Source organism: Streptodolium elevatio (genome assembly GCF_053592165.1).
The window spans coordinates 57,122-71,365 of sequence record NZ_JBSFVE010000023.1; the positions used below are offsets into that span (position 1 = coordinate 57,122).

16 protein-coding genes are annotated in these 14,244 nt (G+C 69.8%); 8 read left to right on the forward strand and 8 right to left on the reverse strand.

Annotation, left to right across the window (positions count from 1 at the left end; genetic code table 11):
* Nucleotides 1-3: 3 nt before the first annotated feature.
* Nucleotides 4-1,164, reverse strand: coding sequence for a methyltransferase domain-containing protein (locus ACWD12_RS32880; RefSeq protein WP_450102622.1), 1,161 nt, complete (start codon nt 1,162-1,164; stop codon nt 4-6).
* A gap of 208 nt (nt 1,165-1,372) precedes the next feature.
* Nucleotides 1,373-1,588, reverse strand: a complete 216-nt coding sequence (locus ACWD12_RS32885) for a hypothetical protein (RefSeq protein WP_450102623.1) — start codon at nt 1,586-1,588, stop codon at nt 1,373-1,375.
* Between the two features lie 162 nt (nt 1,589-1,750).
* Between ACWD12_RS32885 and ACWD12_RS32890 the strand changes: the two genes are divergently transcribed.
* The 6 genes from ACWD12_RS32890 to ACWD12_RS32915 all read left to right on the forward strand — a co-directional run bounded on the left by ACWD12_RS32890 (nt 1,751) and on the right by ACWD12_RS32915 (nt 7,022).
* On the forward strand, nt 1,751-3,061 hold the full coding sequence (locus ACWD12_RS32890; protein WP_450102624.1) for a Tat pathway signal protein: 1,311 nt from the start codon (nt 1,751-1,753) through the stop codon (nt 3,059-3,061).
* On the forward strand, nt 3,028-3,558 hold the full coding sequence (locus ACWD12_RS32895) for a GNAT family N-acetyltransferase (protein WP_450102625.1): 531 nt from the start codon (nt 3,028-3,030) through the stop codon (nt 3,556-3,558). Before ACWD12_RS32890 ends, ACWD12_RS32895 begins: the two co-directional genes overlap by 34 nt.
* A gap of 384 nt (nt 3,559-3,942) precedes the next feature.
* The gene (locus tag ACWD12_RS32900) at nt 3,943-5,247 is read left to right on the forward strand and encodes an MFS transporter (RefSeq protein ID WP_450102671.1); all 1,305 of its coding nucleotides are present in this window, start codon (nt 3,943-3,945) and stop codon (nt 5,245-5,247) included.
* A gap of 92 nt (nt 5,248-5,339) precedes the next feature.
* On the forward strand, nt 5,340-5,774 hold the full coding sequence (locus ACWD12_RS32905; protein ID WP_358348631.1) for a nuclear transport factor 2 family protein: 435 nt from the start codon (nt 5,340-5,342) through the stop codon (nt 5,772-5,774).
* 76 nt (nt 5,775-5,850) lie between these two features.
* On the forward strand, nt 5,851-6,627 hold the full coding sequence (locus tag ACWD12_RS32910) for a GntR family transcriptional regulator (RefSeq protein ID WP_450102626.1): 777 nt from the start codon (nt 5,851-5,853) through the stop codon (nt 6,625-6,627).
* 131 nt (nt 6,628-6,758) lie between these two features.
* A complete protein-coding gene (locus ACWD12_RS32915; protein ID WP_450102627.1) occupies nt 6,759-7,022 on the forward strand; it encodes a hypothetical protein in 264 nt (87 codons plus the stop codon).
* 87 nt (nt 7,023-7,109) lie between these two features.
* Here the strand turns inward: ACWD12_RS32915 and ACWD12_RS32920 are convergent, their stop codons facing one another.
* The 5 genes from ACWD12_RS32920 to ACWD12_RS32940 form a co-directional block, all read right to left on the reverse strand.
* Nucleotides 7,110-7,490 carry a VOC family protein gene (locus tag ACWD12_RS32920; RefSeq protein ID WP_450102628.1) on the reverse strand — a complete coding sequence of 127 codons (381 nt, stop codon included), beginning with the start codon at nt 7,488-7,490 and terminating at the stop codon, nt 7,110-7,112.
* A gap of 269 nt (nt 7,491-7,759) precedes the next feature.
* A complete protein-coding gene (locus ACWD12_RS32925; protein WP_450102629.1) occupies nt 7,760-9,016 on the reverse strand; it encodes an amidohydrolase family protein in 1,257 nt (418 codons plus the stop codon).
* Between the two features lie 35 nt (nt 9,017-9,051).
* Entirely contained in the window at nt 9,052-10,374 is a 1,323-nt protein-coding gene (locus tag ACWD12_RS32930) for an amidohydrolase family protein (RefSeq protein WP_450102630.1), read from the reverse strand.
* A gap of 11 nt (nt 10,375-10,385) precedes the next feature.
* On the reverse strand, nt 10,386-11,276 hold the full coding sequence (locus ACWD12_RS32935) for an SDR family NAD(P)-dependent oxidoreductase (RefSeq protein WP_358348650.1): 891 nt from the start codon (nt 11,274-11,276) through the stop codon (nt 10,386-10,388).
* Nucleotides 11,277-11,336: 60 nt separating this feature from the next.
* The gene (locus tag ACWD12_RS32940; protein ID WP_450102631.1) at nt 11,337-12,140 is read right to left on the reverse strand and encodes an acetoacetate decarboxylase family protein; all 804 of its coding nucleotides are present in this window, start codon (nt 12,138-12,140) and stop codon (nt 11,337-11,339) included.
* A gap of 273 nt (nt 12,141-12,413) precedes the next feature.
* On the opposite strand from ACWD12_RS32940, the gene ACWD12_RS32945 reads away from it, so the two are divergent.
* Nucleotides 12,414-13,070 carry a TetR/AcrR family transcriptional regulator gene (locus tag ACWD12_RS32945; protein ID WP_358348656.1) on the forward strand — a complete coding sequence of 219 codons (657 nt, stop codon included), beginning with the start codon at nt 12,414-12,416 and terminating at the stop codon, nt 13,068-13,070.
* Nucleotides 13,071-13,108: 38 nt separating this feature from the next.
* On the opposite strand, the gene ACWD12_RS32950 is transcribed toward ACWD12_RS32945, so the two are convergent.
* Nucleotides 13,109-13,330 (reverse strand): hypothetical protein, encoded by a 222-nt coding sequence (locus ACWD12_RS32950; protein ID WP_450102632.1) that lies wholly within the window; start codon nt 13,328-13,330, stop codon nt 13,109-13,111.
* A 660-nt stretch (nt 13,331-13,990) separates the two neighbouring features.
* Here ACWD12_RS32950 and ACWD12_RS32955 point away from each other — a divergent pair.
* Nucleotides 13,991-14,242, forward strand: coding sequence for a hypothetical protein (locus ACWD12_RS32955; RefSeq protein ID WP_358348659.1), 252 nt, complete (start codon nt 13,991-13,993; stop codon nt 14,240-14,242).
* Nucleotides 14,243-14,244: the final 2 nt, after the last annotated feature.

Consider the following 14,244-nt stretch of genomic DNA (forward strand, 5'->3'; position numbering starts at 1 on the left):
CGTTCACCCAGGCGCGGCGGGCCCCCGCGGAGACCCGAACCAGACCCGCTGCCCGGCGGCGTCGATGCCGACGCCGAACCCTTGGGCGTCGGGGCACCCGTGGTCGAGCCACCACCGCAGCGCGGCAAGGTAGTCGGCCGCGAGCGAGCGCGGGCCGAACTCGGCGGCGTGGACGCCGCTGCCACGGCCGAACGTGAGGGCAGCGGCGGACCCGTCGGCGTAGAAGTACGCGGTACGGTCGCCGTTCGCACCGGGTTCTGGCTCTGGTTCCGCTGCCGGTGCCGGTTCCGGTTCCGGTTCCGTGACGAGCTTGACGACGCCAGGTGGCATGAGGAGGCCAAGAACGTACTCGCCCCATCCGTCGAGCCCGGCGGCGACGTCGGCGCCTTCGGCGTCCGCCTCCCAGCGCTCGGCCCGGTCCAGCCACCCGTCGGGGCCCAGCGCGCGCTTCCACGCGGCCTCTTCGGCCCGCATTTTCATGAAGTCGAGGCCGGGGCCGAGGCGCCCGGCAGCGGCTTCCGCACCGACGAGCAGGGTCAGGAGCCGGTCACTGCGGCACCAGTCCGTGCCCCACGGCATGACGACCCGGCCTCCGGTTACCGTCTGTTCGATCCACGTCGGGGGGACGGTCCGGACCCCAAAGGTGACCAGCGTGCGATCGAACGGCCCCGCGAGACTGGTGGCACCGTCCGCGGCGAGCACCCGCGCCCTTGCCCCAACTGTGTCAAGCGTGGTCCGCGCGGCCGCAGCCAAGCCGTCGTCGACCTCGACGGACACCACTGTGCCGCTCGTTCCGACTCGGTCCTCGAGTAGCGCGGCCGTGTAGCCGGTACCGGTCCCGACGTCGAGCACGTGCTGTCCGAGCTGGACGTCCAAAGCGTCGAGCATTTGGCGCGTCACGGACGGCTGCGACGACGAACATGTGGCAACGGTTCCCGGTTCGTCGCCCTCATGGTCGCCGTTGTCCCACTGGGTGATCAACGGGACGTCGGCGCGGGCGGCGCGCGCCCATGTCTTGGAGTCACGGGCCCGGTCGACCAGGCGCCAGGCGCCTCGCTGCTCAGCCCACACGCGGGCCGGGAGGAACGGGGTTCGATCGCGCCCGAGCAGCGCCACCGACGCGTTGTCCACGTCGCCGCCGGTCCCCGCAAGAGTGCCCGTCACCGGTGCCTACCCGGCCCGTTGGGGCTGCTGCCATCCGGCGACGGGGGTGGCGGCGGGCTACCGGGCGGAGGCGCCGGCGCGGGCTGGATCGGAGCGGAGGGCCCCTTGAGCTTGCTGTCGGCGGGCATGTCGCCCTCCTTCCGTGTCAGTTCTGATGGTGCCGGGCCCACGGCGACGGGGGACGTTTGCGGACCCGGCGCACGGGGGGTCACAGGACCTCCTGACGAAGAACGTTCGGCAACTCCGCTACGGCCACGGTCCATTCGAGTCCGCCGCGTTCCGGTCTCAGGTACACGGTCGGCCGGTCGTACGGGACGTTGAGCACGTCCATGACCCGCTGGCGGCCGTACACGGTGTCGAGCACCGCACCGACGTCCGGTGCCGCATGCGCCGCCGCCTGCCGGCCGGGTGTTGCCTCGCTCATCGCTTCGCCCTTCGTCTCCGTCCTGCGTCAAGTGAACGAGCGGATCGCCCGGTGTGGGCAGGGCATTCGCGGGTTCGTCCAGTCGCGGACAACCGGACATTTTTGGGTGCGCTTGACGCGCGCCCCTACAGCAGGTTGGACATATGCGATTACCGTCGGTCCATGGGGGATCACCCGCGTAGAGCGAACGAGCAGTTAGCGGCCGCCATGGCGTCGCAAAACCTCGGCCAGGCCGAACTCGCCGAGGAACTGAACCGCGTCATGGCTGACTTCACAGGCAAATTGGGGACGCTGTCGGACCGACACGTTCGCCGATGGCTCACCGGGCAGTCCACATGGCCGCACGAACGCCAGCGCCGAGCACTGGAAACGGTATTCGGATGTCCTGCGGGTGAGCTGGGGTTCGTGCCCCGCGCCGCTCCCGTCCCGGAGGTTGAACCGCCCGTGGAACGCCGCCGCTTCCTCGCCTCAGCCACCGCCGTCACGGCCGGTGCCGCATTGCCCGTCAGCGCGGCGCGCTACACGCTTGGCATGAGCGATGTGCAGCGCCTGCGCTCGCGCCTTGACGGACTGGTCGGCGACGACAACACCCACGGCGGCACGACCAGCCTGGAGTCGCGCGCCTCGGGCCTGGCCGGGGTCACCCTGGACATACTCGACTCGGGGACGGCATCGCAGCGGGTGCGCGGCCATTTCTACTCGCTGGCGGCATCGTTCGCTTCGACAGCGATGTGGGCGGCCCTCGACGGGCGGCGCGACGCGGACGCGGTGCGGCACATGGAGCGCGCGCTGTCCCTCGCCGGGTACGCGCGGGACAGCGCCGCCACTTGGCGGGTGTGGTCGCACGGATCCATGCTCGCGCTCCAACGCAAGCGCCCTGCCGACGCGTTCGCCGCGTCGGAAGCCTCTCAGGCCTGCACCGTTGTCCGCGCGGATCCCTTGTTCGCTTCGCTCACCCACGCCCGGATCGCCGGGATCCGTGCGGCGTTCGGCGACCCGTCCGGAGCGCTGCGAAGCTTGGACTGGGCGGCCGACGCGTTCGGCCGCGCAGACCTCGGCTGGGCGCGTCCGAGTTGGATGGGTTTCTACGATCAGGCCGAACTCGCAGGCCTGGCTTGCGTGGCCCTGCTGGCGGCAGGCCGACCGATGGAGGCCGAGGGACAGGCACACCGCGCCCTCGCGCTCCTGCGCCCGGACCTGCACCGCAACCGCGCTTACTACACGGCGTATCTCGCGCGGACTCAGCTCGCGCAAGGCGACCTCGAGCAGGCAAGCGACACCGCCCGGACCGTGATCACGGATGCCGGTGCGCTGTCGGGACGAACGCGGTCCCTGCTGCTGGGCTTCTCCGCGTCGTTGTCGGCGGCCGCGCCCGACTCCCCCGAGGCCCGGGAGTGGGCCGAAGAGTTGCGGGAGACGCACGATCCAAGGAGTAGGCAATGGAATTGCGACACTACCGACTGCCGGACCTAGAGCAAGCGCGACCCGTGTTGTCGCGGGTGTATGCCGAGGTCTACGGCGACAAGTTGGCCGACGAGTTCCATACGCTCGAAAAGTTCGAGCAGCGGCTGCGCGGTCACACCGCAGGAGACGACTGGGAGGCCGTCATCGCGTGGGACACCGGGGAGCCTGTCGGTTTCGTATACGCGGCTCCGCTGCGGCCGGGGGCCCGATGGTGGTCGGTCATGCGGGAGACGCTGCCCGAGGCGTACACGATGGAGACCGGAAGCCGGACTCTGGCACTGTTCGAGTTGATGGTTCGCGATCAGTGGCGCGGCAGCGGCCTGTCGGAGGAGTTGCACGAGGAGTTGCTGCGCGCACGCTCGGAGGAGCGGGTAACACTGCTGGTCGACCCCTCGCACCCGAAGGTGCTGGACCTGTACGTGTCTTGGGGTTACAAGCGAATCGGGGATCAACAGCCGTTTCCGGACGCCCCCGTCTACGCGGTTATGGTGCGCACACTCCGCTGACTCGCTTTCCCCTGTCTGTCGAGTAACCGCGATCCTCGCCGCCCGCGTAGCCGTGACAAGTCGCGCCCTCCATTGGCCAATTGGCGTACCGCGACGTGCTGCCGTAGGCGATCTCCGGCGCTGCGGAACCCGTTTGCACTAATCGTGGCGGCGGACGGGTGACCATCACCAGACCGGATCGTTGGTTCACGCATGACTGAATCGACAAATACTCACGGCACCGCTCCAGGAGACCGGGCGGAGATCCCCGGGGGCACCGGCGTCCCGGGTGCGCGGGCCGCGGATACGGACTCCGGCGGCGCGTCCGATGCGGGTGCCGACGTCCACGCCGAGACCGCCGACGACGACGCCGACAGGAAGACCGCTTCCGCGCGTCCTGTCTCCATGCTGCGCATCGCCCTCGCCTCCTTCTCCGGCACCGCAATCGAGTTCTACGACTTCTTCGTCTACGGCACGGCCGCCGCACTGGTCCTCGGCCCGCTCTTCTTCCCGTCCTTCTCGCCCGTCGCGGGGACCCTCGCCGCCTTCGCGACCTACGCCGTCGGATTCGTCGCCCGCCCCCTCGGCTCCATGCTCTTCGGGCACGTCGGGGACCGCCTCGGCCGACGCCCTGTCCTGATCGCCTCGTTGCTGATGACCGGCCTGGCCACGGTGCTGGTCGGGCTATTGCCCACGTACGCGCAAATCGGTATCGCCGCGCCCCTGTTGCTGGTCGCGCTGCGCTTCCTGCAAGGCCTCGGCCTCGGTGGCGAGTGGGGCGGCGCGGTCCTCCTCGCCACCGAGCACGCTCCCGCGCGGCGGCGCGGCCTGTGGGCGAGCTTCCCGCAGACCGGGCCGGCCGTCGGGTTCCTTCTGGCCAACGGCGTGATGCTGGTGCTCTCGGCGACGCTGACGGACGCTCAGTTCCGGTCGTGGGGCTGGCGCATCCCCTTCTGGGCGGCGGGCGTCCTGGTCGCCGTGGGGCTCCTGCTGCGTACGTCCATGCAAGAGACCCCGGCCTTCCGGGAACTGACGGCCCAGCAGAAGACCTCGCGCGTACCGCTGGTGGAGGTCTTCCGCGACCACTGGCGCCTCGTGCTGCTGACGGCCGGCGGGCTGTCCGTCGGGTACGCGGTGTTCTACCTGACCACCACGTGGTCTCTACACCACGGCACCCACGACCTCGGAGTCAGCCGTACGACGATGCTCGCCTGCATCATGGCCGCCGTCGCCGTCAAAGGCGTCTGCACGCCCCTCGTCGCGATGCTCGGCGACCGCTACGGTCGCAAGCCGCTGTGCCTCATCGGCACGGTGGCCGTGATGCTGTGGGCGTTCCCGTTGGTCGCGCTGCTCCAGACCGGCGAGCCGACCCTGATGATCTTCGGGTTCGTGGTCGCTCTGCTGGGCTTCATCACGATGTTCGCGGTGCTCGGGGCGTACCTGCCCGAGCTGTACGAGCCGCGCGTACGCTGCACCGGCGCCTCGACCGCCTACAACCTGGGCGGGGTGCTCGGCGGAGCGCTCACCCCGATCATCGCCACCGAGCTGTCGCGCGGGGACGGCACGCCGTGGGGCGTTGCCGCGTACCTCGCCGTAATCGCGTGCGTGAGCCTGCTCTGCTTCCTGGCCTTGCCCGAGACCCGGCCCATCCTGGCCGGCGAACCGGCCGAACCCGCGGAACCCGCGGAACCGGCCCCAGTGGCGGCGTAGCCCACGTCGTACGCGTGGCCCAGGTCGTACACACGGCTCTTGTCGTACGCATGGCCCTTGCCTTCTGCGGCGCGGATCTCCACGATCACCGCATGAGCGAGCGAAACGAGCGAGGCATGAGCGACGACCGGGAGATCCGCACCCGCAACGCCGACACCCTGCGGGCGGCGCTGACCAGCGTCGGCGACGTGGACGCGCAGATGGCGCACTACACCGAGGACGCGGTCTTCGAGTTCCCGTACGCCTCGCCGCCCGCGCGCATCGAGGGCAAGCAGACCGTCTCCGACTACCTCCGGGGCGCGCTCGGCATCTTCGAGATCAGGGTCACGGTGACCGAGATCCACGAGACCACCGACCCGGACACCCTGGTCGCCGAGTTCACGAGCGAGGGCAAGGTGACGACGACCGGCAAGTCGTACACGAACACCTACATCTCCGTGGTCCGCTTCCGCGACGGCCTGATCGCGAGTCAGAAGGAGTTCTACAACCCCAACGCCGCCACCGCGGCTCTGACTCCTGACGAGTGAGCCGCTCGGGATGAGTTCGGCTCCTTGCCCGGCAAGATCACTTGTCTAGACTTGTACGGACCACTTGGAGGGGACCGTGCCCGAGCCGCTGTCCGGTGACCTGCCCGCGTACCAGGAGATCGCGGACCGCCTGCGCGCCCGCATCGTCGGCGGCGCCCTCGGTGCCGGGGCGCGGCTGCCCTCGGAGCAGGAACTCCGCACCCTGTACGGGAGTTCGCGGGAAACCGTACGCAAGGCGCTGGCGATCCTCAAAGCCGAGGGCCTGGTGGTCAGCCAGCACGGGCGCGGCGTGTTCGTGCAGCGGCGCGGCCGCGTGCGGCGCAGCGCGGCCGACCGGTACGTCCGATCCGCGTGGCACTCCGGGATCTCCGCCGGACAGGCCGATCTCGGGGACCGGGGCCCGGAGTTGCGGGCGGACATGGTGCGGGTGGAGACGTTGGAGGCCGATGCGGCCACTGCCGGGCGGGTCGACCTCCCCGCGGGTTCTCGGGTGGTTCGGCGCGAACGCCGTTACCTGCAAGGCGATCGGCCCCTGCAACTGGCCGTCTCGTTCCTGCCCGCGGACATAGCCGGCGGCACGCGGGCGGCGGAACCGGACTCCGGCCCGGGCGGCTCGTGGGCCCGTCTGGAGGAAGCCGGGTGGCGGTTCACCGTCGTCCGCGAGGAAGTCGAGAGCCGCATACCGACGTTCGACGAGGCGACACTTCTGCACATGTCCCCCGGCTCGCCGCTCCTCGTCGTGCACCGCATAGCCACCGGCGAAAGGCTCGGCGAGACCCGCGTGTTGGACTACAGCGCGATTAGTCTCCCCGCCGAACTCCACGTGCTGGTCTATGAGTCCGCGGTGCGCTGAGGCGACCGGACGGTGGCGGCAAGCTCTTGAGCGAACTTGTACGTACATGTACGGTTGACCGGCGTGCACCGGCCCCGCCCGGCTCGCCCGCGACCGGCACCGCCTACATCGCCCACACTGGGGGTCCAGCCATGTACGGCACTTCCGCCCGCTCGTCCGGCATGTACGCCACGTTCGCACGCGGCGTCCCGCTGGCACACGACGCACGCTCGCGCACGCTCTCCGTCCCGTTGATCCTGCACCACGGCGACGGCACGGCCGTCGACGCGTCCGCGCTCCGACTGGGCGGCACCGACACCGAGTTCCTGCACGCGGCCCTCACCCGTCTGCTCAACGGCGCCGAGGTGTCACCGACTCCGCCGCGCGACGCCCAGGAGCATCCCCCTCACGCATGACTGCCGCACGACGGGTCCCGTGGGCGGCCTGCCGTTGCCATGAAGCCCGCGGTGGGTGCGGCCGCCGGCGGTCACGGCCGTTCGTGCTCAGCCGATGAGGTCCCGCTTGGGGCGGACCACGCAGAACTCATTGCCTTCCGGGTCCGCGAGGACCGTCCACGATTCGTCGCCGCTCTGCCCGACGTCGACGCGGCGCGCCCCGAGGCCGAGGATCCGCTCGATCTCCGCCTCACGCTCGCCCGGCGCTTCCGGGTCCGCGTTGAGGTCGAAGTGCAGCCGGTTCTTTCCGGACTTCGCCTCTCCGGCGGGCATGAAGCACAGCCCGAGCGGGGCGTCCGGCGACGGTCCGACGATCACTTCGCGCGGCTTCACCGACAGGATCGGCCAGTCGAGGACCTGCGACCAGAAGCGCGCGAGGCCCGGCAGGTCGTGGGCATCAATGACGATGTGATGGATCGCAACCGGCATGGCGCCACCCTATGCGCGGGATCCCGGCGAGCCGAACCGCGCCGGGCCGAACCGCGGCAGCCCGCCGGGACAACTCTCCCGGCGGGCCCCTTGATCACCATGGCTCACCCCAGCAGGCGCCGGACCACCCCGCGGCGAGCAGGGGCCGATCCGGCGGTCGGATCGTCGTCCTGCTCATGGGTAGCCCGTCCGTCGCCCCGCCGGGCCGGGTACGCCGCCCGGCCGCAGCCGTGCGCACCAGCTCTCTCGGGCGAACTACCGCGGAGACCCTACGGCTTGACCCGGGCCGCGCCCGGCAGGCCGACGAACGCCGGGCACTTGTCCGCGCCCTTCGGGATGTCCTCGATCGCCAGCGGCTTGTAGACCTGCTCGACCAGCGGGCCCACCTTCGCCGCGATCGGCGCGAGCGCGTCGAGGTCGAAGCCGTACAGCTTCGCCGCGTTGCCGCCGACCATCTGCGCCACTTCGTGCGGATCGATCGAGTTGTACGTCAGCTGCAACGCCTCGCGGCTGAACGGGTGGCTGGCCTCCTTGTGCGGGTAGTCGCTCCCCCACATGACGCGGTCCACGCCCACCTCGTAGCGCAGCGCCGCCTCGGCCGGCCGCTGGAAGCTCGCGCCGACGTGGCACTGCCGCGCCCAGTACTCACTGGGCTTGAGCGACATCGAGTTCACCAGCGTGTGGCCCCACTCGTACTCCTGCGAGCCCACCGCCTTGCCCATGCGCGCCCAGTAGTAGTCGAGGCGGCGGCACTCCTCCGGGATCCACGCCGTGCCCTGCTCGGTGAACACGAACTGCAGGTCCGGGTGCCGGTCCATGGTCCCCGACACGATCAGGTGGGTGAAGGCGCGGTGCGCCCACCACGACACCTCGGTCAGGAAGACCACCTTGTCGATGAGCGAGTCGCCCATCGGCGGCGCCGCCGAGCCGGTGTGGTGGTTGACCGGTACGCCGAGTTCCTCGCACGTACGCCACAGCGGCTCGTAATGGTCGTACTCCCACAGCGGCACCAGCCCCGACCCCGGCGGCGTGCCCGGCAGCAGCACACCGCCGGTCAGGCCCGCCGCGGCGGCCCACTTGACCTCCTCGATGGCGGCGTCCAGGTCGTGCAGCATGATCTGGACGATGCCGGCCCGCCGCCCGGGGGTGGCCGCGCAGAAGTCGACCATCCAGCGGTTGTGCGCCTTCAGGCCCTCCCAACGCAGTTGCAGGTCACCGGCGTTGGCGGCCGGCGGCTGGTCGGTGAGGGACGCCTTCGGGAAGAACGGCGGGACGGTGTTGGGGTAGATGACCTCCGCCACCACGCCGTCGTCCTCGAGGTCGCGCAGGCGCCGGTCGGAGTCCCAGTTGCGCTTGCCGTTGTCACCGAGAAGGTCCGGGTACGGGACCTTGTAGCCCTGCACCCACCGGTCGAACTCCTCATGGAGCCGCGCGGGCAAGTACGCACGGTACTCGTGGATCTCGCCGCCGCCGTGGCAGTCGGCCGAGATCACGGTGTAGCGCTCCGGTCCCTCCCACTCTGGCATGCCGGACGGTGTCATGCCGTCGTCACTCATCTACCTCAGACCTCCAGGGCTTGCACGTTCGGGTCGACCACGGCGGCCACGTCGTGACCGGTGATCCAGTGGCGGCCGATCTCCTTGGCCGCGGCCCACTTGGACTCCAGGTCGCGCACCCTGCCGTCGGGTCCGGTCTGCCCAAGTGTCCCGGGCGTCACACCGATGCGCGCGGCGTGCGGCTTGAGGACTTCCAGGTCGAACCCGTAGACGCCGGCGACCGCTTCGCCGAGCATGACGCGCGTCTCGGCCACCGGGACGTCGCCGAACGTCTTGCGCAGGATGTTGAGCGTGTCGGGCCACGTGCCCTCGGGGTGCGGGAAGTCGTTGCCCCAGCAGATGTTCCCGATGCCGATCTCGTAACGCATGCCGATCTCGCGGCGCTTGGTGTTGGACGCCCCGATGAAGCAGTTGCGGTCGAAGTACTCGCTCGGCAGGAGTCTGATCTCCTCGAACCCGGCGAGCTTGGCGGCCCCGCGAGAACCGAGCAGCAGCCGGTCCATGAACCACAGCATGTTGCCGACCCACCAGCAACCGGCTTCCGTGACACCGAACTTCAGGCGCGGGAAGCGCTCGAAGACGCCGGCCCACAGCAGGAACCACAGCGGGCGGGCCGGCCACCACGTCACTTCCTGGACGTAGATGCCGAGGTGGTTGCCGTACGACTCGCGGTCGGCCGGCCCCGAGTGCGTGACGACCGGCAGTTCCAGTTCCTCGCACAGCGCCCACACCGGGTCGTACTTGCGGTCGTGGTACGGGGTCTGGTTCATCCACATCGCCGGGATCATCACGGCGCCCAGCCCGTCGTCCTTGATGCGGCGGATCTCCGCGAGGACGTCCGGCAGGTCGGCGGTGATGGGGATCAGCGCGACGCCGCGGCGGCGCTCCGGCGAGGTCTTGCACAGCTCGGCGAGCCACCGGTTGTGCGCCTGCGCGCCGGCCAGGCCGAGTTCGGGGTCCATGTCGCCGGACAAGCCGAGGCCGGCGCCGAACGGCACGCAGGTGCGCGACTCGACGGCGTCCGCGTCCGGGAAGATCACCTCGCCGGTGACGCCGTCCTTGTCGAGTTCGAGGTCGCGCCGGTCGACCTCCCAACCGCTGCGCAACACCTCCTCGTTGGTCTCGAACCAGTTGGCGGCGAAGTCTTCGTTGCGCACCCCGAGGTCGGTGATCGCCTTGAGCTGCGCCTCGCGTTCGGCGAGGAACCCGTCGAACGCGGCGTGGTGCCGGGTCGCGAGGTAGTCGCGGTACAACTCGGTCGGCAGCCCGGCGTGGGTGTCGGAGGAGATGATCGTGTACGGGTCTTCCGTACTCTGCTGCTGGCTCATGGCGGCGGCTCTCACTTGTCCAGGATGAACGTTTCGAGGTACGTCGGGTTCGAGCGGGCGAGCATGCTCTGCGACCGCGCGGTGATCTGCCCGTCGCTGTGCTCGCTCGGCGGCATGATCCAGAAGCGGTTCTCCCGGATGCCGTCGACGACGTTCGCGGCGACCGACTCGACCGGGGTGAACTCGATCTCCTGCCCCGCGTCGCGCATCGCCTTCTCCCACGCGTCGAGGGTGTTGTAAGGCGTCTTGCGGGGACGGGACTTCGCGTACCGCTCCGGGCGGTTGCGGTACGACTCCCACAGCCCGGTGCGCAGCATCTTCGGCCCGGGGAACAGGACCGAGGCACCCAACTTGGCTTGCACCTGGTGCAGTTGCGCGTACAACGCCTCGGTCATGGTGACCACGGCGGCCTTCGTCGAGGCGTACACCGACGCGTTGGGCAGTGGCGCGATGCCGCCGTCGCCCGACGAGGTGTTGACGATGTGCCCGTCGGTGCCCTGCGCGAGCATGCGCGGCACGAAGGCCTGGATGCCGTTGAAGACGCCGAAGACGTTGACGGCGAAGCACCAGTCCCAGTCCTTGGGGTCGTGCTCCCACATCTTGCCCTCGGAGCCCGAGCCGATGCCGGCGTTGTTGCACAGGACGTGCACCTCGCCGTACCGGTCGAACGCCACGTCGGCGAGGGCGATCACGGAGTCGCGGTCCGACACGTCGGTGACGTGTCCGAGGACGTCGCCGCCGTCCTCGGCGAGCCGGGCCACGGCCTTGTCCAGCGCGCCCTGTTCGATGTCGGACAGGACGACCTTCATACCCTCGGCGACGAAGCGTTCGGCCATCGCGTATCCGATGCCGCTGGCGGCGCCGGTGACGACGGCGACCTTGCCGGTGAAGTCGTTCAGCATGTACGTGGGTTCCCTCGGGTTCGCGACGGCTGGTACGGGGCGACGGTCTCGGACCGCCGGTCAGACGGGGTCGCCGGGCGCGGGCGGCTCGTCGGAGATCTGCGCGACGTCGTCGTACCGCTGGTGGATGTACGGCAGCACCAGGTCGGCCTTGACGTGCTCGGCGACGAACCCCTGTTGGTCGCTGGTGCGTTCGCCGATGGTGATGGACACCAGCTTGCGCACCGGCAGGTCGGCCACCGGGTCGAAGTCGGAGTCGCGCAGGATGACTTCGCCCTCGATGCGGGACGCCGAGCGGTGCTTCTCGTTGCGCGTGACGTGCACGAGCATCGGGTCGGCGTCGAACCCGTCGCCGTCCACCGCGGGCAGGAACTTGTAGTAGAAGCTGGTGGTCGTGCGCGGGTCGGGCAGCGGAAGCTCCTCCACGACGCGCCCGCGGATCTCGACGTACGTCACGCCCAGCCGCGTCACCTTCGCCACGACCTCGTCGCCGTCCCGGTCGACGCTGACCTCGGCCAGCTTCTTGGGCTCGCCGAAGACCTCGCGACCGCCGATGACCGAGCGCTCGGTCGTCATCGGCATGGTGAGCGTGTAGTCGCCCTCGACGTCGCCGTGCTTGCAGCGGACCGCTATCGCGCCCGCGCCGAGCGGGTAGCCGTTGATGTCGACCGCGGAGATGTTGGCGCGTACGAGCGGGCGGTCGGCGGGCACCAGCGGGGGCGGCAGGACGGCCGCGACGACCGCCGGGTCGGTCTCCCACATCGCGACGACGCCGGTGGACCAGATCTCCGGCAGGACGCTGCGGTCCTTCGCGGACTTGCTCAGGGTCTCCAGGGAGCGCGCGCCATAACGGACTCGTGCCACGGAAAACACACCTCTTCTCCACGTCTCCTGGCCAGGGCACGCCGTCGTGCGCCGGCTTCGTGCGGTGGTGCGGTGGTGCAGTAGCGCGGTGGTGCGGTAACGCGGTGGTGCGGTGGTTCTGTCGTGAGCGGTGTGCCGATGTCCGGGACAGTGACCTCCGTCTCTGTAACACTGTTACATGCGCATGCCGACGAGGTAAAGAGCAGAAGCGAGGTTGGCCCGGCTAGCCCTGCTGGTCCCCCGGACCGGTGACGGACGCGAGAATAGGGAGCGATGGACGGAACGAGAGCCACCCCGAAGCCCGGCAACGCGGCCGGCGCGTCCCGCGTGACGCGCGACGCCGTCCTGTCCACGGCCATGCGCCTGGTGATGGAGTCGGGCACCGAGGGCCTGAGCATGCGCAAGCTGGCGGCCGAGCTCGGCGTCGCCGTGACGTCCATCTACTGGCACGTCGGGAACCGCGAGGCGCTGCTCGACGAGCTGGTCGAACGCGTGCTCCGCGACATGGGGACGATCCGCGTCACGGGCACCACGCCCGTCGCCCGGATCGTCTCGATCGCCCAGGCCAGCCGCCACGCGATCCTCGACCGACCGCACCTGATCAGCCTCGTGCGCGAGCGCGGCCTCGACTCGTTGATGATGCTCCCGACCCGACGCGCCCTCGTCCGCGAGTTCGCCGCCGCCGGACTGCACGGCACGCGCGCCGCACTCGCCGTGCAGTCCGTGCAATACCAGGTCGCCGGCTTCGTCATGCTCGAACGCGCCCTGACCGGCCTCCCCGTCGAGCCGCCCCTCGTCCAGGCCTGGCTCGACGAAGTAGCCGAAGGCGACCCCGAGTTGGCCCGCTCCATGTACGACCCCGCCGACACCGACACCCTGTTCGACGTAGCCGTACGCTCCATCGTGGAGTCACTGCTGCACGAGGCCTGAGCCTTCGCGGCTCCCCCGAGACACGACCGCGGGTATCGCTACCGCACCTGGCTCAGCGGGACTTCCACCATCATCAGGGGGCGGTCCAACCGCGTGTAGTCGGCATTCGGGCCCTGGGAGTCACGCCAGACCGTCGCCAGCGGCGTCATGACCACGGCGACGGAGTACCGCTCCGGGTTCGCCCACAACTCGTCCCACTCGGCGAGGCGGCAAAGCCACGCGTTCGCCGCCTTCGTCTCGACGACCGGTACGTCACCCACAGCGGCCAGTCCTCCGGCGACAATGCCGGCCCGCTCTGAACTCCCGGGAACTCCCGGCTCAGCGACTCGACCGTCAACGTCAACCCGTCGCTCCTCGGACCCACAACGTTCCACCGAACCGGCTGCCCGCACGCGAAGCGACCAGCTCCTGCGACCCGGGCATACCGACTTTCCCGTCCCCTACTGCGGGCGTTAGCGGCGCGGGTACGGGTGGCTTTTCCTCCGCGAACGCGGGCGCCGTGGGTCGCTCGTCCGAGGGGGTCAACGTCGCGACGCCAGAGCGCACCGGCGACGGTCGTGACAAAGCGGGCCTGCCCCCACCCCTGCTCCAGCACAAGTGGGCGTCGGTGCGGTTCCGGTGTGCGCGGCTCAGGCGGCGTCTTTGCGGTGGGCTGTGAACGTCACGCGAGTTTCACCGTCGTCCAAGCCTCGGCAACCTCGGCAGGCTCGGTGAAGCCGTCGGCGAGCTTGCGCTCGCGCAGGGTCTTGTAGCGGCTGTGGCTCATCGTTCGGTCTCTCCTCCCTCGATGGTCCGGATGAACTCTTCGGAGTTGGCGGTGTCACGCCAACGGGTTAGCAGGATTTGCCGTTGTTTGTTGTGGGCTTGAGGGTGGTCGCGTATGGGTCCTCGGGACCCCCGATACCGGCAAGGAGCTTTTCGTGGCGCGATGCGAGGTCTGCGGCAACGACTACTACGCCTCGTTCGAGGTACACGCGGGTGACGCCGTGCACGTGTTCGACAGTTTCGAGTGCGCGATCACCCGGATGGCTCCGATCTGCGAGCACTGCCGGTGCCGCATCATCGGGCACGGGGTGGAATCGGACGGACGCTACTTCTGCTGCGCGCACTGCGCCAAGGCGGAGGGCGCGGAGGGCATCAGGGACAACGTGTCGGTGGGCGCGGCCATGTGAGC